The sequence below is a fragment of the Mycobacterium sp. TH-M106 genome (genome assembly GCF_057473765.1).
Genome location: NZ_JBYCLE010000289.1, coordinates 1 through 20,141 on the forward strand (window position 1 = coordinate 1; position 20,141 = coordinate 20,141).

Here is a 20,141-nt window from a genome sequence, read left to right on the forward strand (position 1 = left end):
GTGCGGGCCTGCTCTTCGGTGAGCCCGAAGCTGGCCACCTGCGGCTGGCAGAACGTGGCGCGCGGCATCATCCGGTAGTCGCCGAGCGTCAAAGTCTGTGCCCCGGCAATGGTTTCAGCGGCTACCACGCCCTGGGCCTCGGCGACGTGGGCCAGCTGCAGCAGCCCGGTGACATCACCGATGGCGTAGATGTGGCTGACGTTGGTGCGCATGTGGTCGTCGATGCCGATGGCCTTGCGGTCGGTCAGCGCCACCCCGGCCGCATCTAGGCCGTAGCCCTCGACATTGGGGGCAAACCCGATGGCCTGCAATACCTTGTCTGCCTTGAGCTCCTCGGTCTGGCCGTCCTTGCTCACAGTGACGGTGACGGTTGAACCGTCGTCTCGCATGCCTTCCACGGTGGTTCCGGTCAGGATCTTCACGCCCAGCTTCTTGAACTGTTTCGCGATCTCCCGGGAGACCTCGGCGTCCTCGTTGGGCAGCACCCGCGGCAGACACTCCACGACGGTCACGTCGACGCCGTAGTTGGCCAGCACGTAGGCGAACTCGATACCGATGGCCCCGGCACCGACGATGATGATCGACGACGGCAGCTCACGGGTCAGGATCAACTGCTCGTAGGTGACGACGTTGGCCGACAACGTTGTTCGGGGCACCAGCGGGGTGCTGCTGCCGGTGGCGATGACGGCGTTGTCGAAGCTGACCGTGTCTGTGCCACCGTCATTCAGCGCCACCGACAGCGTGGTGGCGTCGGTGAAGGTGGCGTAGCCGTGGACCTCGGTGATCGCGTTCTTCTTCATCAGGAAATGCACGCCCGCCACCCGGCCCTCGGCCACCTGCCGGCTGCGATCGAACGCCGCGCCGTAGTCGAAGGTCACGTCGCCGCTGATCCCGAAGGCTTCGGCTTCGCGGGAGAAGATGTGTGCGAGTTCGGCGTTGCGCAGCAAAGCCTTGGACGGGATGCAGCCGACGTTGAGGCAGACCCCGCCCCAGTATCTGGGTTCGACGATGGCGGTGTTGCAGCCCAACTGGGCGGCGCGAATGGCCGCGACGTACCCGCCGGGCCCGGCTCCGAGAACGACGACGTCAAAGTGGGTCACTAGCTCACCCTATCCGCCGCCGAAGGCGCCGCGGGCCTCAGTACGGGACGATCCCCGCCACGCAGGGGCTTTTCACCTGGCAGTAGTGGTGGCCGTAGAGCGGGGCGGCGGCCGTGGCCGAGGCGAACACCGCCGACATCACCGCCACCGCCAGCGCCGAGATCAGTGGCCTGGCCGGCACCATCGCCAGCATCAAACCGGCGACGGTGCACGTCACCACGTAGAGCAGCACAGCGAAGACAGCCGGTGTTTTGTCGACCAGCGAGTACCACCAGGAGAACAACGCCAGCCCGATCCCGGCCGCCGGCAACCAGACCGCTAGGAGCACCAGCACCAGCTTCCACCGTTTCAGGGACTGATTTTGGCCGGGCGCGATCACCGCTGCCGGCGCGCGGTCTGGTATGTCGGTGTTCATCGCCTCGGCCACCGCCACCGAGGAACCCGAAAGCGGCAGTCCCGGGCTGGTATTCGACAGGGACCCTGACAGAGGCTGCGGATACGGACCGGTGTCGAAGATCGGTGCCGGGTGCGGTTCGGTCTCCGGCAGCACTGCCCGTTGGTCGTCAACCACGCGACACCACCTCAATCGCGACCAGCACCCCGAACCAGCCCGGCGCCAGCGCGACCAGGAACGCACCCAGTGTTGTCACCCAGGCACGCAGGGAAAACAAGACCAGCAACAGTCCGGCGATGCTGGGCGTCCCGAGCACCAATGCGATCACGATGTCCGGCCGCAGGTGTGCTGATACCAGCAGCGTCGCACCGATCGCCGCGACCACTCCCACCGCAGTACCGACCAGCATCGCGCTGGTCAGCGGCCAGGGCCGCGGTAGCGGGATCATGCCTTAAAACTGTACTGCGAATGAGCCGGTCAGCACGGTAACTAGCCGGCGTGCTCCGCGGCTGTGTCGGCCACCACCGGAGCCCGTGCCGGCGGGCGATCACCGCGCTGGTAGTCGGCGCCGGTGATCACCGCTCCAGCGTCCAGCGACGCGTTCTCGGCGTCGGTGAAGGCGCGCCCGCGGGACAGGAAGCGCATCCCCTCGGGTGCCTCCAGGCTGAATCCGCCGCCGCGGCCCGGTACCACGTCGATGATCAATTGGGTGTGCTTCCAGGCGGCGAACTGCGGCCCGGAGATCCACACCGGCACCCCGTCACCCATCGCACCGTCGGCGCCACCGATATCGAGCACACCGAGCAGCACATCCCGGTCGCCGACGATGAAGTCACCGTCCGGGTAGCACATCGGCGACGACCCGTCGCAGCAGCCGCCGGACTGGTGAAACATCACCGGGCCGTACCGCTGCGCCAGCCGGACCAGCAGGTCGGCGGCGGCTTCGGTGATCACCACGCGCGGCGGTGCAGCCATCAGAACAAGCCCTGCGCCTTCGCCGAGTAGGACACCAACAGGTTTTTGATCTGCTGGTAGTGGTCGAGCACCATCTTGTGGTTCTCCCGGCCGATGCCGGACTGTTTGTAGCCGCCGAACGCCGCATGCGCCGGGTAGACATGGAAGCAGTTGACCCACACCCGGCCGGCCTGGATGTCGCGGCCGGCCCGGTAGCCGGTGTTGGCGTCGCGGCTCCACACCCCAGCGGCCAGGCCGTAGAGGGTGTCGTTGGCTTTTCCGATGGCGTCGTCGTAGTCGGAGAACGAAGTCACCGACACCACCGGACCGAAGATCTCCTCCTGGAAGATCCGCATCTTGTTGTGGCCGGTGAATATCGTCGGCTGGATGTAGTAGCCGCCGGACAGGTCGCCACCGAGTTCGGTGCGCTCGCCGCCGGTGACGATCTTGGCGCCTTCATCTCTGCCGATCTGGATGTAGGACAGGATCTTCTCCAGCTGATCGTTGGAGGCCTGCGCGCCGATCATCGTCGTCAGATCCAGCGGGTCGCCCTGCCGGATGGCCTTGGTGCGGATCGCCGCCAGCTCCAGGAACTCGTCGTAGATGTCGGCCTGGATCAAGCTGCGCGACGGGCAGGTGCACACCTCGCCCTGATTCAGGGCGAACCCGGCAAATCCCTCCAAAGCCTTGTCCTGGAAGTCGTCGTGGGCGGCCAACACGTCGTTGAAGAAGATGTTGGGACTCTTGCCACCGAGTTCCAGGGTGACCGGGATGATGTTGTGGCTGGCGTACTGCATGATCAGCCGCCCGGTGGTGGTCTCCCCGGTGAAGGCGACCTTGGCGATCCGGTCGCTCGACGCCAATGGTTTGCCGGCCTCGGCGCCGAACCCGTTGACGACGTTGACCACCCCGGCCGGCAGCAGGTCACCGATCAGGCTCATCAGGTACAGGACCGATGCCGGGGTCTGCTCGGCCGGTTTGAGCACCACCGCGTTGCCGGCCGCCAGCGCCGGCGCCAGCTTCCAGGCCGCCATCAGGATCGGGAAGTTCCACGGGATGATCTGGCCCACCACGCCCAGTGGCTCGTGGAAGTGGTAGGCGACGGTGTCCTCGTCGATCTGGCTGAGCGTGCCCTCCTGGGCACGGATCGCCGCCGCGAAGTAGCGGAAATGGTCTGCAGCCGCGGGGATGTCGGCGGCGAGAGCCTCCCGGATCGGCTTGCCGTTGTCCCACACCTCCGCCACCGCCAGCCCTTCGCGGTGCGCGTCGATGCGGTCGGCGATCTGGTTCAGCACCTCCGCTCGCCTGGCGGGTGCGGTCTTGCCCCAGGCCGTCGCGGCGGCGTGCGCCGCGTCGAGCGCCTTGTCGACGTCGGCGGCGCTGGAGCGGGCCACCTCGCAGAACACTTCGCCGGTCACCGGCGTCGGGTTTTCGAAGTACTCACCGCCGACCGGCGGCACCCACTCGCCGCCGATGAAGTTGTTGTAGCGGGAGTCGTAGCTCATCAGTGCGTCCGCGCAACCCGGACGTGCATAAACGGTCATCGGTCCAAACCTTTGCTTCCTGGTGCTTCGACGGTGCGATATAGCTCACAGTACCGCCGCCGTCACAATGGCCGCCATGGCTGCCGACGACCTCGACGACCCCCACCGCTGGCTCGAGGACATCACCGGTGACGAGGCGCTGGACTGGGTACGCGCCCATAACGCACCGACGGTGGCGGAGCTTGGCGGCGCGGCTTTCGAGGCGATGCGCGCCGCCGCGCTGGAGGTGCTCGACACCGATGCCCGGATCCCCTATGTCCGCCGCCGCGGCGAGCATCTCTACAACTTCTGGCGCGACGCCGCCAACCCGCGCGGTCTGTGGCGGCGCACCACGCTGGACAGTTACCGCACCGACACCCCGGACTGGGATGTGTTGATCGACGTCGATCAGCTGAGCCGAACTCAGGACGAGAACTGGGTGTGGGCCGGCGCGGACGTCATCGAACCCGACCACACCCGGGCGTTGATCTCGCTGTCCCGCGGCGGCTCCGACGCCTCGGTGGTGCGTGAATTCGACATGACCACACGCCAATTCGTCGCCGACGGGTTCAACCTCCCCGAGGCCAAAACCCGCATCAGCTGGGCAGACCCCGATACCGTGCTGGTGGGCACCGACTTCGGCAAGGACTCGCTGACCGAATCCGGGTACCCGCGGATGGTCAAAAGCTGGCGCCGCGGCACCCCACTCGCCGACGCCGAGACGATCTTCGAAGGTTCGCGCACAGACGTCAGTGTTTCGGGAAGTGCGGACCGGACACCGGGCTTCGAGCGAACCTTCCTGGGCCGCGCTGTCGACTTCTGGAACTCAGAGGTCTACGAACTGCGCGACGGCGAACTGATTCGCATCGACGCACCTACCGACGCGACGGTTTCGGTGCACCGGCAGTGGCTGCTGGTCGAGCTGCGCACCGACTGGGACACCGCTGCCGCCTCGTACGCCGCAGGGTCGCTGCTGGCCGCCGAGTACGACGAGTTCCTCACCGGCACAGCGCAGTTGTCGGTGGTGTTCGAGCCCGACGAGCACACCGCGCTGCACCACTACGCGTGGACCCGCGATCGGCTGGTCATCGTCACCTTGTGCGACGTGGCAAGCCGCGTCGAAATCGTCACCCCCGGCAGCTGGCGGCGCCGGCCGGTGACCGAAGTGCCGGCCAACACCAACACCGTGATCGCCGGAACCGACGACACCGGCGACGAGATCTTCCTGGACTCCAGCGGATTCGACACCCCATCAAGGCTGTTGCACGGCACCGCCGACGGGCCGCTTTCCGAGATCAAGTCCGCCCCGGCTTTCTTCGATGCCGACGGCATGAGCGTCACACAGCATTTCGTGGCGTCGAAGGACGGCACGTCGATTCCGTATTTCGTGGTCCGGCCGCCCCACGCGAGCGGGCCGACGTTGCTGGGTGGCTACGGCGGCTTCGAGGTGGCACGCACCCCCGGCTACGACGGGGTGCTGGGCCGGCTGTGGCTGGCCCGCGGCGGCACCTACGTGCTGGCCAATATCCGCGGCGGCGGCGAGTACGGGCCAGGTTGGCACACCCAGGCGATGCGGGAGGGCCGGCACCTGGTGGCCGAAGATTTTGCCGCGGTGGCAAGCGATTTGGTGGACCGCGGCATCACCACCGTGGACCAGCTGGGTGCCCAGGGCGGCAGCAACGGCGGGCTGCTGATGGGCATCATGCTGACCCAGTACCCGCAGCTGTTCGGAGCGCTGGTGTGCAGCGTGCCGCTGCTGGACATGCGCCGGTTCCACCTGCTGCTGGCCGGTGCCTCCTGGGTGGCCGAGTACGGCGACCCGGACAACCCGGACGACTGGGAGTTCATCTCCGAATACTCGCCGTACCACCATATTTCTGCTGCACGTGATTACCCGCCGGTGCTGATCACCACATCCACTCGCGACGACCGCGTCCACCCAGGTCATGCCCGCAAGATGACCGCCGCACTCGAGGCGGCCGGACACCGAGTCTGGTACTACGAGAACATCGAGGGCGGGCACGCCGGTGCGGCCGACAACGCGCAGACCGCATTCAAAGCCGCGCTGAGTTTCTCGTTCCTGTGGCGGATGCTGGATGGTCGTTGACTCCCGTGCTGAGGGTGTTCGGGACGATCGTGGCGATCCTGGGTGGGCTGCGAAGGGCGTGAGCCTCGACGAGCGGTCAGAAGACCTCCACATGTGCATGGTGCCCACCCGCCCGAGCCAACCGGCGGTCACAGGTCACGAGCGGCACCCCCAGCCCCTCCGCCAACGCGATGAACACCGCGTCGTACGCAGTCAAGTGGTGACGTAAATCCCACACGCGGTCGGCAAGTGAGCCCAGCGGGTACCTGGTCAAGGTGATGTCGTCGATGTCGGCGCGCGCGTCCTCCAGCCGCGCCTCGTGGACGGCCCCCGTCAGCGCCAAACGTCGCAAGGCATGCAGAATTTCGACATCGATCAGGTGCGGTGCGTGCAGATCGCCGTCGTCGGACAACCGTGCCAGCAACCCGGGCTTGGGCGGGCGGGCCAGCACCGCGTCGATGAGCGCCGATGTGTCTACCACGATCACCGATCCCGCCCGGTGCGAACCGCCTCAACGATCAGTTCAGCGCTGACGCCGCCGCTCCGTCGGCTCGACCGGACCAGGACGTCGGCGACTGCTGGCCGGTCGGCCACGCGTACGAGTTCGTCAAGCACGTAGTCCGATAGCGACACTCCGGCGGCGGAGGCCCGCGTGCGCAGGGTGCGGTGCACTGCGTCGGGAACATTGCGGATCTGGATGACCTTCACCAGGACACCATACACCTGATTTAGGTGTGTCACACCCTACGCGCACCATGACGCTGCCGTTCTACAGCACCCCACGGCCCCGTCGCGCGCACCGTCTTCGAGCGTCTGCGCACCGAAATCAACGTGGGCGGGCTGGACACCGCTTGACACCGGCTGCCTGGGAAGCTTGCCTGCTGTTATGCCGACACCTGAATTCGAAACTCTGCTCTACACCACGGCGCCGCCAGTCGCTACCGTCACACTGAACCGCCCCGAGCAGCTCAACACCATCGTTCCGCCGATGCCCGACGAGATCGAGGCGGCGATCGGGCTGGCCGAGCGCGACCCGGATGTCAAAGTCATCGTGCTGCGCGGCGCCGGCCGGGCGTTCTCCGGTGGGTACGACTTCGGCGGTGGCTTCCAGCACTGGGGTGAGGCGATGATGACCGGCGGGCGGTGGGATCCCGGCAAGGACTTCGCGATGGTCACCGCGCGGGAGACCGGGCCGACAAGTAAGTTCATGGCGATCTGGCGGGCGTCGAAACCGGTGATCGCGCAGGTGCACGGCTGGTGTGTGGGCGGCGCCAGCGACTACGCACTCTGCGCCGACCTGGTCATCGCCAGTGAGGACGCCGTGATCGGCACACCGTACAGCCGGATGTGGGGTGCCTATCTGACCGGAATGTGGCTGTACAGGCTCAGCTTGGCCAAGGTCAAGTGGCACGCACTGACCGGCCGCCCGCTCACCGGTATGCAGGCCGCCGAAGTCGAGTTGATCAACGAGGCGGTGCCGTTCGAGCGGCTGGAAGCCCGGGTCGCCGAGATCGCCACCGACCTGGCGCGAATCCCGTTGTCGCAGTTGCGAGCACAGAAGCTGATCGTCAACCAGGCCTACGAGAACATGGGCCTGGCGTCCACCCAGACGCTGGGTGGCATCCTCGACGGCCTGATGCGCAACACCCCCGAAGCGCTCGACTTCATCGCGACCGCCGCCACCGAAGGGGTGCGCACCGCCATCGAGCGGCGTGACGGCCCGTTCGGCGACTACAGCCAGGCACCGCCCGATCTGCGGCCCGACCCCTCGCACGTGGTCGTGCCGTGAGCCTGCTCACGACCTTCGCAGCCCACCCAGAACCGCCACGATCGTCCCGACCACCGTCAGCACGCTGCCGGCGCCCAACGTCAGGCTGAGCCACTGATGCAGGCTGCCCACGGCGTCGGCCACCATGACATCGGCGATCTGGCGGGTATCGCCGGCGGTCTGGTTCAGCGCCGCGTTGATGTAGCGGCGAGCGACCTCAACGCCCGCCCAATCGCCCGCACCGACCAGCAATGCCGAGACACCCAGGCCGGTCAGGGCCTTCCCGCGATCGCGGGCGGCCAGCAACACCAGCAGCGCGCACACGCCCGTCAACACCGTCGCGCCGACGCTTACCCACCGGCCCCACGTGGTCAGCGGCCGTAACTGTCCGGGCCGCAACAACTCTGGCGCTGAGGGCGTTAACCGGACCGTCAATGTCGACGGAACCTCGGTCAGGTAGCTGCCCAGCAGCTGCTCGAACGCGGGATCGTTGAGCATCGGTGCCAGGTCGACGAACCAGCCGTTGTGGCCGGTCTGCGAAGCGGCGTCGCTGAACAGCCAGTCGTGTGCCAGCCGGTTGGCCTGCGCGAATTGCTGCGGAAACGACGGCCCGGCGGTGTATGCGGCGGCGACATCTCGCACCAGTGCCGGGTCGACGTCGTAGCCGCGCGCGTTGATCAGCGTCCTGGCCGCAGTGGTCAGCTCTGCGGCCACCGCGGTCTGCAACACCGGATCGGTGGCCATCCGCTGTGTCAACGCTGCATAACCGTTGGTGTCGAACAGGTTTCGCTGCGCCCATGCTGCAGGCACCGCGACCGCCAGCATCGCCGTGGCGATCAGCCACGACAGCATCGCCGCGATGAACCGCATGGTCTACTGCGCCGCCCCGCGCGCGATGCCGCGCAGGTAAGCGGCCTGGCCCAGGTGCTGCGCGCAGTCGTCGATGCTGCTGACCAGCCGCATGCTGACGGTCACCGGCGGATCCCAGCCCCGGTCCACGATGCGGCCCAACTCGTCGGCGCTGACACCGGTGACATACTCCAGCGTCAGCTGGTGCACGGCGTGGTAGTAGCCCGCCAGCAACGCCGCCGGTGCCCGCACCTTGGCCATGTCGTCGGGGCCGTGCCCGTAGCCGGTGTCGCTGCGGGGCAGGTCCAGCCCGAACCGATCGACCCAGCCGTCGCGGGTCCACGCCTGCTCGACGCCGGCGATCTGGGCGACCTGGAGGTCCTGCACCCGGGCGCTGTGCCAGAGCAGCCAGGCGACGCTGTTGGCGCTCGGAGTCGGCCGGTAGCCGGCCACTTCGTCGGTGAGCCCGTCAGTGAGTTCGTCGACGTGTTCGATCAACCGGGTGAACGCGTCCCGCAGCAACTCCCGGACGGCGGTGTCAGCGCTGGCCATACCAGTGACCGTACGCGTAGGGCCGGTGACTGCTCCTTGATCACCCGAGACAGTTGCCGGACACCGGCACACATCCCCTGGTAGCAACGGGAGCTTGTCGCGTATTATGACGCCCGGCTCCTGATCGCGGGGAAAGGGTCTCTCAGTGAGTAGCAGGTTGCGCGTAACATTTTTGGCGGCTATCGCGCTGGCGTCCGTATCGCCATCCGCGCCGGCCGCGTCGGCCGCCAGACCCGTCGATATCACGCTGCTGTCCAATGACGTCGCCATCGTCATGGGCGGCACCGGCGTCCCCACCGTGCCCATAGATCTGCTCGAGACCGTGGTCGATGTGCTCAATGATGTGTTCGGCACCGACTTCGTCGTGGGTAGCCCCAGCGTCGACAATCTCACCACCCCTGAGACGATGAACACCGGCACCTATTTCCAGGGCGAGCAGATCTTGCTGGCGCAGTTGCAGAAGCTTGTCGACGATGCCGTGACGATCTTCGGGGTGTCCCAGAGCGCCGGCATCGAGGGCATGGTGCTCTCCGCGATCGCGCAGGATCCGTCGGCCTACCCGTCGGATCTGCACATTGTGGCGTTGGCGCCGCCGTCGATGCCCCCGTTCGACGGTGGCACGGGGCTGTTCCAGAACCCCGCCGACCAATGGCTGATGAGCCTGCTCTATCCGGGCATGACGCAGACGTTCCCGACCGACAACGGCGGGTACACGGTCGATGTCTACTGCGGCATGTACGACCCGGTCTGCGACGAACCGACCAAGTTCGACCTGGTCGCGTGGTGGAATTCACTGCTCGGCCTGTTCGATATTCACCTCGGCTACGCCAAGTTGACGCCCGCCGAATTAACCTACGAGATCGCTCACGCTCAGGCGCTGCCGTCGATCTCCACCGAGTCGACACACTTTTACCTGATGCCCGACGTGTACAACTTCGGCACCGCCGCCGACCCGGATTACCAACCGTATCTGCCGATACTGAGCTGGGCGACGTTCAGCAAGGCTCTCTACGATCAGCTGGAGCCAACGATGGCGGCTCTGGTCAACGCCGGGTACGACGGTGCCAACCATCCGCTGCCCGGGTCGATCCCCTTGGCGGCCGACATCGTCGCCGGACCATGGTTAGCGGACTTATGGCAGGGCGTCGCCGATATGCTGGCACACCTGGACGTCTTGAGCCTCTGACGGGACTTACCTAAAAGTCCGCCGCTTTACCGTTTGGCGGTGCCGTCAACCTTGATCACGGCAAATGCACCTTCCTCAAGCCGCCGCCCTGACCGCCGTCTCCCCCGGAACCGCCGGCGCCGCCGGCGCCACCGGTGCTGTTGACGGGTGGGGCGCCGGGGTCCCCAGCCGTGCCGCCCTTGCCCGGCAGGCCGGGTTCGTCCAAACCTCCCGAACCGCCGTGGCCACCCTGGCCGCCGGTGCCACCGGCACCACCGGCCGCGCCGGCGCCTTGGCTGCCCGCCGTGGCGGTGCCGCCGTCGCCGCCGTGCCCGCCGACACCGCCGGTGCCCCCTGTGCCGCCGTCACCGCCATGGACTTCGGCTTCACGTTCGCCACCGGCGCCGGCTCCGCCGGTGCCGCCGGTGCCGCCTTGGCCACCGAGCCCGCCGGCACCCCCGTTACCGGCGTCGGCCCCGCCCGCACCCCCGTTTCCGCCGAGCCCGCCGATACCACCGGGATTGCCGGGGTTGCCGTCGGCATCCGGGGAGTTCGGGGTGGTGCCCGTGCCGCCGACCCCGCCGTTACCGCCGGCCCCGCCTGGCCCGCCGTCGCCGTTGTCACCGGCGTCGCCTCCGTTCCCGCCGTTGCCGCCGTTCGCGCCGGGGGTGGTCGAACCGCCGGCACCGACAGCGCCGGCGTTGCCGCCGGTGCCCCCGGCGCCGCCGTCACCGGAGGCCGATCCGCCGTCACCGCCGGCGCCGCCATTCCCGCCAGCCCCGCCGGCGCCGGGTGCACCGCCGCTGCCGAGGCGGCCACCGCCGTCGCCGCCGTGTGCGCCGTTGCCACCGGCCCCGCCGGCGCCGCCGTCGCCGATCGGGCCCGCGTGACCGCCGGCGCCACCCTCCCCGCCACCGCCGCCGATACCGCCGGCGCCTGACAGCTCGCCGCCGTTGCCGCCGAGCCCACCGTCACCGCCCTGCCCACCGTTACCGCCGTTGCCGGACGTCGAGCCGCCGACCCCGCCTTGCCCGCCGGTGCCGCCGTCTCCACCGGGTCCGCCGTTACCAACCTCTTTCTGACTGGTGCCGTTGTCGCCGGCCCCACCGTTGCCGCCGTCGCCCCCGTTGCCCACCGTGCCGCCGTTGCCGCCGGCCCCGCCGTCCCCGCCGGCCCCCAGCTTGCCGCCGCCGCCGGGCACGTTGGCAACTCCAGCCGCGCCGTTGCCACCGTTACCGCCGTTGCCCGACACGGCGGTCGGCAGAGTGCCGTTCACGCCTTTGGTGCCGTCGGTTCCGCCGCCGCCGTTGGTGGTGCCGTGCGCACCGCCGGCACCGCCGGTGCCGCTGACGTCGCCCGAGTCACCCCCCTGGCCGCCGTTCCCGCCGGCGCCGTCACTGATGCCGCTGGCACCGGCCGCACCGCCGCCACCGTCACCCCCCACACCGGCAACGCCGCCGGCACCGCCGTCACCGCCGTTGCCGTTGGTGCCCACCGTGCCGTTGGCGGCAGTGCCGGCGTTGCCGCCGGCACCACCGTGGCCGCCGGTACCGGCCGCCCCGCCGGTGCCGCCGTCACCGCCGGCCATGCCATTGCTCAGATCGCTAGCGTCGAAGCCGCTGCCGCCAGCCCCGCCGGTGCCACCCGCACCGCCCTGGCCGCCAGCCCCGCCGTTGCCGGCGGTGTTGGCCGCCAGGCTGCCGCCGGTGCCACCGGCACCGCCTTGCCCACCGGCGCCACCAGTCCCACCCGCGGAACCGTTGGCGCCGCTGGGGCTCCCGGACGTGCCGTTGGTGCCGGGCCCCCCGGTGCCGCCGCTGTCACCGGTGCCGCCGGCCCCGCCGTCGCCCCCGTTGCCGACCGTGCCGCCGTTGCCGCCTGCCCCGCCGTTGCCACCAGCCGCGCCGGTGCCGTTGCCGGTAAAGCTATAACCGGTGCCGCCGTTGCCACCATTGCCAGCCGGAGTGCTTACCCCGGCGCCGTCCGCGCCAGTGCTGCCGGTGCTAGAGCCGGTACCACCGATCCCACCGTCACCGGCCGCACCCGGGTCACCGCCGTCACCACCGTCACCGCCGCCGGGGTTGGCCGCGGTGGTGGCGGCCGCACCGGTGCCACCATTACCCGGCGTACCGGCGTTACCGCCGGCACCACCATCACCGCCGACACCCTGCCCGGTCGGGCCGCCGAAGATGCCGCTCTTACCGGCGGCACCACCGTCACCGCCGCCGCCACCGGTCCCGCCGCCACCACCGTCACCACCAGCCTGGCCAGCCCCGGCGCCACCGTTGGCGAACGACCCGGCCGACCCGGCGACGCCGGCACCACCGTTACCGCCGGCACCACCGACACCGCCGGCACCACCGTTACCGCCGGTGCCGATGAGCACCCCGCCTGCACCACCGACACCACCAGTGCCGCCCACACCACCGACGGTGCCGTCACCGCCGACAGCACCCGGGGCAGTGCCTGCAGCGCCATTGGTGCCGGCCGCACCGGCACCACCGACACCACCATCGCCACCATTTCCGGTTGCCAGCGCGCCCAAGATGTCGCTGGCAGCCCCGGTGCTACCGCCGTTACCGCCGGCGCCGCCGGCGCCAGTGCCGCTGCCCGCGAAGGTACCGGTACCGCCGGTGCCGCCGTCACCGCCGTCGCCGAACTGCTCGCCACCGTTGCCGCCGTTACCACCGTCGGCACCCAACCCGCCGGCACCGCCATCGCCGCCATTGCCCCAGCCTCCGGCATCCCCGCCGTTGCCACCGGGATCACCGGCCACCGTGCTGTCCCAACCGGCGCCGCCGTCACCGAACCACAGTCCCGCATTACCGCCATTGGGGTCCGCCTCGGTTCCGGGGGCGCCATTGCAAATCAGGCCACAGGCGTCAGGGGTCAGCGGGGCGAACAGCGTGTTGATCACGCCGTCGACCTGTTCACCCAGTGGGCTGGTGATCCAGTCCTGCAGAGCCGCATGGAACGGCAACCAGAAGTCGGTCTGGAACGCCTGAGCCATGTGAGCACCTAAGTCGCTTGCCGCGGGGTTCGCAGCCAGGACGTTGCTGACCGCATCACCGGCTAGGCCAGCTGGGCCCGAACCGAACCAACTATCCCAACCACCCGGGACGAACGGATCACCCCAACTACCCGGATCGAACAAATCCTCGATATCGGCATGTGCCGGCCCCGCCAACGGCGTCAATCCCAAAGCCAAAAATGCTCCCCCTGCGGCGCCGGCACTCACCACACGGTGAGCGCAGCGCCGCGCGGTGGCTTTACCGGATTGACGGTTAATTTTAGTGCGACGCTGGCAGGACATTTCGTACCCCCGACCAGTTCCATGGCGAGACCGTGAGGAGTGTTAACATACCCTGGTCGCAACGATTCTGTCACTCATATCTGAAAATTCACGATCACTCAACACTCCGTGAGCAAGTGAAAACGTCCCGGCTGCGGCCGGATGGCCGCCTCACTGCCACCGCCCTCCTCGCTGCACTACCCTTCCAGGGTGCGCAGTGCACGCTTGTAGTCCTGCACGATCAGCGCCCTGCCGTCGATCTGCGCGGCGGCGTTGCCGGCGCTCAGCGCGGCCTCGTACACCCGCACCACCTCTCTGGCTTGAGCGATCGCCTCGGCCGTCGGCGTGAACGCGGCGTTGATCACGTCGACGTGAGGCGGATAGAAAGTCGCCATGCCGTCGAACCCCATCCGGCGCGCGTAATCGGCCGCCGATGCTACCTGACCGGAGTCCCGCAGCTGCGGTGTCAACAAGAAGTCGAACACCGGCAGGCCGAACGCAGCTCCGGCCAACACCATTTTGTTCTTGGCGTAGTGGTAGGCGTCGGCGAACAGCGCGGGTCCGTCGAACGGGGTGATTCCCGCGTCGACGGCGAGGTCGAACGGACCGAACAGCAATCCGCCGAGCTGCGGCATCGCCGCGATCTTGTCCAGTTCGAGCACCGCGCGGGCGGTCTCGATCACCGGCACCAGCGCGGGTTCGGCACCGGCGTCGCGCAGGACGGCGCGCACGTCATCCAGCTCGCCCGCCGTATCGACCTTCGGGTATGCGACGACCGCAGCGCCTGCTGCTGCCACTGCCCGCAGATCGGCTTCGCCGTCGGGTGTGGCTAGCGGATTGACTCGCGGGATCGCGAGCCGGCCACCCAGATGCGCCAGGTCCGCCAGCTGGGCGACCACTGTGGCGCGGGCTTCGGCCTTGCGTGTCTGCGGCACGCTGTCCTCGAGGTCCAGCAGCACCGCGTCGGCGGGGATGTCGGGGACTTTCGCCCACTTATCGGCGTCGAGGATCGGTGATTCCAGGATGCTGCGCACCCGCCGCAGCTGTAGGTCAGCCCGATCAGCCATCGCCGATTACTCCTGTGGCGCACAGCTTGTCGAACTCGGCGTCGGTCATGCCCAGCCAGTGCTTGCACACCACGTCGTTGTCGGCGCCCAGTGCCGGCCCGGTGCGCCAGACCGCTCCGCCATGCGTATGCATTTTGGGCACCACCGCCTGCATGCGGACCCGGCCGAGCTCGTCGTCGGGAACGCAGACGATGGCCTCCCGTTCGGCGTAGGTGGGGTCGGCGGCGATGTCGTCCATCGAAAAGATCTGGGATGCCACCACTTCCGCGTCTGACATGGCGCGCAGGGCGGCTGCGGTGCTGCGCTGCCCGACCCACGTTCGCAACGCATCATCGAGTTCGTCGCTTCGGGCGACCTGCTGCTCGACGGTTTGGTAATCCTCCGCGGGCAGCCCGAGCAGCCGGGCGACGTTGCGCACCGACCGCACCGTGGCAGAGGTGACGGTGATCCACTCGCCGTCGGCGCTCAGATAGGTGTTGACCACCGCTGCGGGCGCGATGGCCAGCCGGTTGCCCGACCGGCCCGGCGCCACACCGAGCTGGTCATGGGTGATCACCTGCCATTCGACCAGGCGAAACAGCGGCTCGAAGAGCGCCAGGTCGATCCACTCGCCGCAGAAATCCGGGTCGTGGGCCTTGCGGTAGGCCGCGGCCAGAATGCCGAACGCCGCAGTGAGCGCGGTCACCGTGTCGGCGTGAGAGAACCCGGTGTGCACCGGTGGCCCGTCGGCAAAGCCGGTCAGATGCACCACACCGCTGCGTGCTTCGCCAACCTTGCCGAAGCCGGGCGCGTTGCGCATCGACGTGTTCGCCCCGAAACCGGTGATCTGGGCGTAGATCAGCGACGAATTGAGCTGATGCAGTGTCGGCCAGTCCAGCCCCCACTTCGTCAGAGTGTCGACACGCAGGTTGGTGATCACCACGTCGGCCCAGCCGGCCAGCCGCCGGGCCACGTCTTGCCCGGCCTGCTGACGCAGGTCCAGTGACAGGGACCGCTTGTTGCGGGCGGCCACCTTCCACCACAGGGGCACACCGTTTTTGGTGGGCCCCATCTTGCGGCCGGTGTCGCCGACGCCGGGCGGTTCGACGTGGACGACGTCTGCGCCGAGGTCGGCGAGCAGCGTACCGGCCAGCGGGCCGGCGATCACGTGGGCGAACTCGACGACCCTCAGCCCGGCCAGGGCAGCGGTGGATTCGGCCTTGTCCGCCATCGTGATCACCTGCCCTGCCAATTCGGTTGCCGGCCTTCGCGAAACGCCGCTGGCCCCTCGAGCGCGTCGGCGCTGCGGTAGACCGTCTCGAACAGCTCATCGGCCGCATCCCAGGCCGCCGTCACGCCCATCTCGCCGGCCAGCCCGACCATCTGCAGCGACGCCTGCACGGTCAACGGTGCGTTGTCGCGAATCTTCACGGCCAGCGCGTTCGCCGACGCCATCAACTCGGCGGCGGGCACGACATCGTTGACCAGGCCGATCTGGTGAGCGCGTGCGGCGTCGATCGGGTCCCCGGTGACCAGCAGTTGCAGCCAGACCCGGCGCGGGATCATTTGCGACAGCGGCGCCGACCACGGCGCACCGCGGCCGACCTTGGCCTCGGGCATGCCAAACTGCGCATGGTCGGCCGCGATCACCAGATCGGCCATCTGAGCCAGCAGAAAGCCGCCGCCGAAGGCCACCCCGTTGACCGCCGCAATGAGCAGCTTGGAGAACGGCACGGTGCGCCGGATGATGGGCATGTAGTCCGGCGGTGGCACCGAAAGCCGTTCGGCGGCCATCTCTTTGAGGTTGGCGCCGGCACAGAAGGCATGCTCTCCGGCGCCGGTGAGGATGACGACCGAGACACCGGGGTCGGCCTCGGAACGCTTGAGGCCGTCGAACAACCCGGTGCGGATGGCTGCCGACAGCGCGTTGCGGTGTGGCCGGTCGTCGATCGTCAAGGTCGCGATACCCGAATCGACCTGATAGTGCACGGTTCCCGTCATATCAGCCCCTCATGATGTGGGTGTTGCGCTGCGCGAGCGGACGGTGCCGGCGACGTCGGTACAGCCGCAGCCGCTCGGCCAGTTGCTGTCTCAGCTCGCGACCGGGAACAACGTCGTCGATGTACATCTCGGCCGCCGGTCCCCATACGCCGATGTCAGCGGCGTACTCCTGCTGTTTAGCCGTGACGAACGCCGCCCGCTCACCTGCGGATAGCGCAGCGATCTTTTTCGCGTAGATCGCCTGCACGGCCGCGGCCGGGCCCATCAGGCCCAGCTGCGCCTGCGGAAGCGCAATGGTGCAGTCGGGCTGAAACGTCGCCCCCGACATCGCCATGTAGCCGGCGCCGTAGGCCTTGCGCAGGATCACGCAGATCCGCGGCTGAGTGGCCTCGGCGACCGCCTGCAGCATCTTCTGGCCGCGCCGGATGATGGCCGCCTTCTCGCAGTGACTGCTGATCATGAACCCGGGAACGTCCATCAGGAAAACCAGCGGGATGTTGTAGGCCGTGCAGGTCGAGATGAACTGGGCGCCTTTCTCCGAGGAGTCCTGCATCAGGATCCCGCCGCGGACCTTGGGTTGGTTGGCGACGATGCCGACCACCATCCCCTCGATCCGCGCGTAACCGGTGACCAGTTCGCCGGCGTAGTGCTTCTTGATCTCGAAGAAGCTGCCGGCGTCGACGATCGCATCGATGACCTTTGCGACGTCGAAGAATTTCCGCTCGTCGGCGGGGATGACGGATTCGAGTTGCGTGCCGTCACCGGTGGGCTCGACCGGGTCGCAATCCGGGGTCCGTTCGGTCCAATTCGACGGCATCAGCGCCAGGTAGTCCTTCACGACTTCCAGCGCCGCGTCCTCGGTGTCGACGAGCACATCACCGAGTCCGCTTTCGGTGCAATGCATCCGAGCTCCGCCCAGCTCTTCGTCGTCGACCTGTTCCCCGGTGGCCGCGGCCGCCTGGCGCGGCGAGCCGAGGTAGACGCTGGTCCGGCCGTCGATCATGACCACCAGATCGCAGAACGCCGGCAGGTATGCCGCGCCGGCCGGTGAGGGGCCGAAGTTGACGCACAGCTGAGGCACGACGCCATTCATCCGCGCCATGTTCCAGAAGATGCGCCCGGAGTGGTCGCGGTCCAGATACAGCCCGTACTGCTCGGAGATGCGCGCCCCGCCGGAGTCGACCAGATAGATCATCGGAATCCGGTAATCCAGGGCAACTTCCTGGATGCGCTGGATTTTGCGGACGGTCTTGACGCCCCAGGTGCCGGCCTTGACCGACATGTCGTTGGCCATCACCGCGACCTGTCGGCCGCCGACGTGTCCGACCACCGTCACCACGGCGTCGGCCGGCAGCGCCGGATCGTCGTGCCGGGCCAGGATCCAGTCCTCGATCACAAAGCCGGGATCGAGCAACCGCTCCAATCGTTCACGCACTAAAAGGCTGCCACGAGAATGCAATTCGGACTTACGCTGCTCCGACCCGCCCCGACGGATTCGTTGGCGCAGGGCATCGACTCGAGCGTCCGGGCTGGCGTCGTCAGGTGTTTGAACGTCGACCACGTTGTCCTCGTTTCTGTTCACCACAAGAACTCACCGCCCAGGTATCGGGTCGCAACACGTGCCGCGTCGAGGACGGCGGGACAGTAGCCCGCGATGTCGGCTTCGGTGAACCGCTGCACCGGCCCAGCGACGCCGACCGAGGCGACGACGCCACCGGTGAGCCCGAAGACGGGTGCGCTCACGCCGGCCACGCCCCAGTCGAGTTCCTCGGTGCTGATCGCCAGGCCGGTCGTGCGGGTGGCCGCCAGTGCCTTAGCGAGCCGACCGGCATCGACCAGGGTGTGATCCGTCGGCGCGGCGCGCGCGGAGGTCAGGGTCGCTTCGATCGCGTCCGGGTCGAACGCGAGGATCGCGCGCCCGCCGGAGCCGACGTGCAGCGGCGTGGACATGCCGACCTGCAGCTGCCAAATCACCGGGTGGCGGGTCGGTGCCACCGCCACGCAAGTCCGGCTCAGCGCCTGTCGCACGAAGACCGCCCCGCTCTCCCCGGTGCGATCACGAAGCTCCTCGATGACCGGGGTCAGTCGATCGACCATGCCGAGCCCGCGCAGCGCCACCGCCGACCACCGCAGCACCGAAAGGCTGATGCGGTACCGGTCGCCCACCCGGTCGAGCAGCCCCTCGTCGGCGAGGTTGCCCACCAACCGACCGCACGTCGTCGCGGGCAGACCGGCAGCCGACCGGATCTCGGACAAGGTGAGCTCGGGGGCGGTGAGGCTGAACGCGTCGAGCACATCCAGCGCCTTGCGCAGCACCAGCGTCGGCTTGACCGCCTTGCCATCACCCTGCGCCCTGGCCGGGCCCTTGACGGTGTTAGCCACATCGTGGAGTGTGTATCCACGACATGGTTGCAGTCAAGGGAGCGGGGAGGCCAGGTGGTCGAACGCGAAGACCCCTCGTCGGTGGGCGCGCGTCGCCGGGCGCGGGTGCAGGGCCGCAAATCAGCCAAACTGCAGGCACACCTGGAGGGTCTTGATCCGGGGGTGGCCGGATGGGTCGACTCGTTCGTCTTCGGTCAGGTCTGGGACCGCCCCGGACTCGACGAAACCCAGCGCACGCTGATCGCCATTGCGATGCTGGCCGCGACCGAGCGGCCGGATCAGTTGCGCGCCTACCTGTTCGGTGCGCTGGACGGCGGCGTGTCGCCGGCTGCGGTGCACGAGGTTCTGGTGATGTCGACGGTGTATGCCGGATTTCCCGCCGCACTCAACGCATTGCGGTTGTGGCAGGACGTGTTGAGATCGGCGCAGGCGCAGGGCATCGTCGTGGACAAGACCGGCTTGCCGGCCGCCCCGCGCGGCGGTTGACCCGCAGCGGCGCAGTTCACCCCTGGCATCGGGCGCCACCATGGTCGTAGATTGATGAGGTGGCCTACGACCTCGTCATTCGCAACGGCACCATCGTCGACGGCCTGGGCGGCGGACCATACACCGGCGACGTCGCGGTCACCGGTGGTGTGATCAGCGCACTCGGGAGTGTCGACGGCACCGGCAAGCGGGAGATCGACGCCACCGGGCTGCTGGTCACTCCGGGCTTTGTCGACCTGCACACCCACTACGACGGCCAGTCCATCTGGTCGGACCGGCTCAACCCGTCGTCGTCGCACGGCGTGACGACGGTGCTGATGGGCAACTGCGGGGTCGGGTTCGCGCCGTGCCGAGCCCAAGACCACGACGTACTGGTCGACGTGATGGCCGGCGTCGAGGACATCCCCGGTGTGGTGATGACCGATGGGCTGCCGTGGACCTGGGAAACCTTCCCGCAGTACCTGGATGCGCTGGACGCGGGCAAGCGTGATATCGACGTGGCGGCCTACCTGCCGCATTCACCGCTGCGGGTGTATGTGATGG

The 20,141-nt window shown here is 68.3% G+C and carries 20 protein-coding genes; 5 read left to right on the top strand and 15 right to left on the bottom strand.

Annotated elements, in window-relative coordinates; genetic code table 11:
* The 5 genes from lpdA to exaC form a co-directional block, all read right to left on the bottom strand.
* Positions 1 to 1,100: dihydrolipoyl dehydrogenase (gene lpdA / locus AC2VOP_RS10010; RefSeq protein WP_486960808.1), on the bottom strand; the 1,100-nt coding region annotated here is incomplete at its 3' end.
* 37 nt (positions 1,101 to 1,137) lie between these two features.
* On the bottom strand, positions 1,138 to 1,671 hold the full coding sequence (locus AC2VOP_RS10015) for a hypothetical protein (protein WP_486960809.1): 534 nt from the start codon (positions 1,669 to 1,671) through the stop codon (positions 1,138 to 1,140).
* Positions 1,664 to 1,942 carry a putative holin gene (locus AC2VOP_RS10020; protein WP_486960810.1) on the bottom strand — a complete coding sequence of 93 codons (279 nt, stop codon included), beginning with the start codon at positions 1,940 to 1,942 and terminating at the stop codon, positions 1,664 to 1,666. Before AC2VOP_RS10020 ends, AC2VOP_RS10015 begins: the two co-directional genes overlap by 8 nt.
* A 41-nt stretch (positions 1,943 to 1,983) precedes the next feature.
* A complete protein-coding gene (locus AC2VOP_RS10025; RefSeq protein WP_486960811.1) occupies positions 1,984 to 2,469 on the bottom strand; it encodes a DUF779 domain-containing protein in 486 nt (161 codons plus the stop codon).
* Entirely contained in the window at positions 2,469 to 3,992 is a 1,524-nt protein-coding gene (gene exaC / locus AC2VOP_RS10030) for an acetaldehyde dehydrogenase ExaC (RefSeq protein WP_486960812.1), read from the bottom strand. The genes AC2VOP_RS10025 and exaC overlap by 1 nt, the downstream gene beginning before the upstream one ends.
* A 67-nt stretch (positions 3,993 to 4,059) precedes the next feature.
* Between exaC and AC2VOP_RS10035 the strand changes: the two genes are divergently transcribed.
* Positions 4,060 to 6,078, top strand: coding sequence for a prolyl oligopeptidase family serine peptidase (locus tag AC2VOP_RS10035; protein ID WP_486960813.1), 2,019 nt, complete (start codon positions 4,060 to 4,062; stop codon positions 6,076 to 6,078).
* A gap of 76 nt (positions 6,079 to 6,154) precedes the next feature.
* Here the strand turns inward: AC2VOP_RS10035 and AC2VOP_RS10040 are convergent, their stop codons facing one another.
* Positions 6,155 to 6,538: a type II toxin-antitoxin system VapC family toxin gene (locus AC2VOP_RS10040; RefSeq protein ID WP_486960814.1), complete on the bottom strand. Its 384-nt coding sequence runs from the start codon at positions 6,536 to 6,538 to the stop codon at positions 6,155 to 6,157.
* A 2-nt stretch (positions 6,539 to 6,540) separates the two neighbouring features.
* Entirely contained in the window at positions 6,541 to 6,765 is a 225-nt protein-coding gene (locus AC2VOP_RS10045) for a FitA-like ribbon-helix-helix domain-containing protein (RefSeq protein WP_486960815.1), read from the bottom strand.
* Positions 6,766 to 6,943: 178 nt separating this feature from the next.
* Between AC2VOP_RS10045 and AC2VOP_RS10050 the strand changes: the two genes are divergently transcribed.
* Entirely contained in the window at positions 6,944 to 7,846 is a 903-nt protein-coding gene (locus AC2VOP_RS10050) for a crotonase/enoyl-CoA hydratase family protein (RefSeq protein WP_486960816.1), read from the top strand.
* Positions 7,847 to 7,852: 6 nt separating this feature from the next.
* Here AC2VOP_RS10050 and AC2VOP_RS10055 read toward each other — a convergent pair whose 3' ends face one another.
* On the bottom strand, positions 7,853 to 8,695 hold the full coding sequence (locus tag AC2VOP_RS10055; RefSeq protein WP_486960817.1) for a hypothetical protein: 843 nt from the start codon (positions 8,693 to 8,695) through the stop codon (positions 7,853 to 7,855).
* A gap of 3 nt (positions 8,696 to 8,698) precedes the next feature.
* A complete protein-coding gene (locus AC2VOP_RS10060) occupies positions 8,699 to 9,226 on the bottom strand; it encodes a mycothiol transferase (RefSeq protein ID WP_486960818.1) in 528 nt (175 codons plus the stop codon).
* A gap of 145 nt (positions 9,227 to 9,371) precedes the next feature.
* Between AC2VOP_RS10060 and AC2VOP_RS10065 the strand changes: the two genes are divergently transcribed.
* On the top strand, positions 9,372 to 10,412 hold the full coding sequence (locus AC2VOP_RS10065) for a PE-PPE domain-containing protein (RefSeq protein WP_486960819.1): 1,041 nt from the start codon (positions 9,372 to 9,374) through the stop codon (positions 10,410 to 10,412).
* Positions 10,413 to 10,467: 55 nt separating this feature from the next.
* On the opposite strand, the gene AC2VOP_RS10070 is transcribed toward AC2VOP_RS10065, so the two are convergent.
* The 6 genes from AC2VOP_RS10070 to AC2VOP_RS10095 form a co-directional block, all read right to left on the bottom strand.
* Positions 10,468 to 13,401, bottom strand: a complete 2,934-nt coding sequence (locus tag AC2VOP_RS10070; RefSeq protein WP_486960820.1) for a PGRS repeat-containing protein — start codon at positions 13,399 to 13,401, stop codon at positions 10,468 to 10,470.
* Positions 13,402 to 13,880: 479 nt separating this feature from the next.
* Positions 13,881 to 14,750, bottom strand: a complete 870-nt coding sequence (locus AC2VOP_RS10075) for an HpcH/HpaI aldolase/citrate lyase family protein (RefSeq protein ID WP_486960821.1) — start codon at positions 14,748 to 14,750, stop codon at positions 13,881 to 13,883.
* Entirely contained in the window at positions 14,743 to 15,960 is a 1,218-nt protein-coding gene (locus tag AC2VOP_RS10080) for a CaiB/BaiF CoA transferase family protein (RefSeq protein WP_486960822.1), read from the bottom strand. The genes AC2VOP_RS10075 and AC2VOP_RS10080 overlap by 8 nt, the downstream gene beginning before the upstream one ends.
* 5 nt (positions 15,961 to 15,965) lie before the next feature.
* Positions 15,966 to 16,730 carry an enoyl-CoA hydratase/isomerase family protein gene (locus AC2VOP_RS10085; RefSeq protein WP_486960823.1) on the bottom strand — a complete coding sequence of 255 codons (765 nt, stop codon included), beginning with the start codon at positions 16,728 to 16,730 and terminating at the stop codon, positions 15,966 to 15,968.
* Between the two features lies 1 nt (position 16,731).
* Positions 16,732 to 18,312 carry an acyl-CoA carboxylase subunit beta gene (locus AC2VOP_RS10090; RefSeq protein ID WP_486960824.1) on the bottom strand — a complete coding sequence of 527 codons (1,581 nt, stop codon included), beginning with the start codon at positions 18,310 to 18,312 and terminating at the stop codon, positions 16,732 to 16,734.
* A complete protein-coding gene (locus tag AC2VOP_RS10095; protein WP_486960825.1) occupies positions 18,309 to 19,112 on the bottom strand; it encodes an IclR family transcriptional regulator in 804 nt (267 codons plus the stop codon). The genes AC2VOP_RS10090 and AC2VOP_RS10095 overlap by 4 nt, the downstream gene beginning before the upstream one ends.
* Positions 19,113 to 19,166: 54 nt before the next feature.
* On the opposite strand from AC2VOP_RS10095, the gene AC2VOP_RS10100 reads away from it, so the two are divergent.
* Together AC2VOP_RS10100 and AC2VOP_RS10105 are read left to right on the top strand one after the other, a co-directional pair.
* The gene (locus AC2VOP_RS10100; RefSeq protein ID WP_486960826.1) at positions 19,167 to 19,598 is read left to right on the top strand and encodes a carboxymuconolactone decarboxylase family protein; all 432 of its coding nucleotides are present in this window, start codon (positions 19,167 to 19,169) and stop codon (positions 19,596 to 19,598) included.
* 59 nt (positions 19,599 to 19,657) lie between these two features.
* Positions 19,658 to 20,141 (top strand): amidohydrolase family protein (locus AC2VOP_RS10105; protein ID WP_486960827.1); only part of this gene is annotated, 484 nt, incomplete at its 3' end.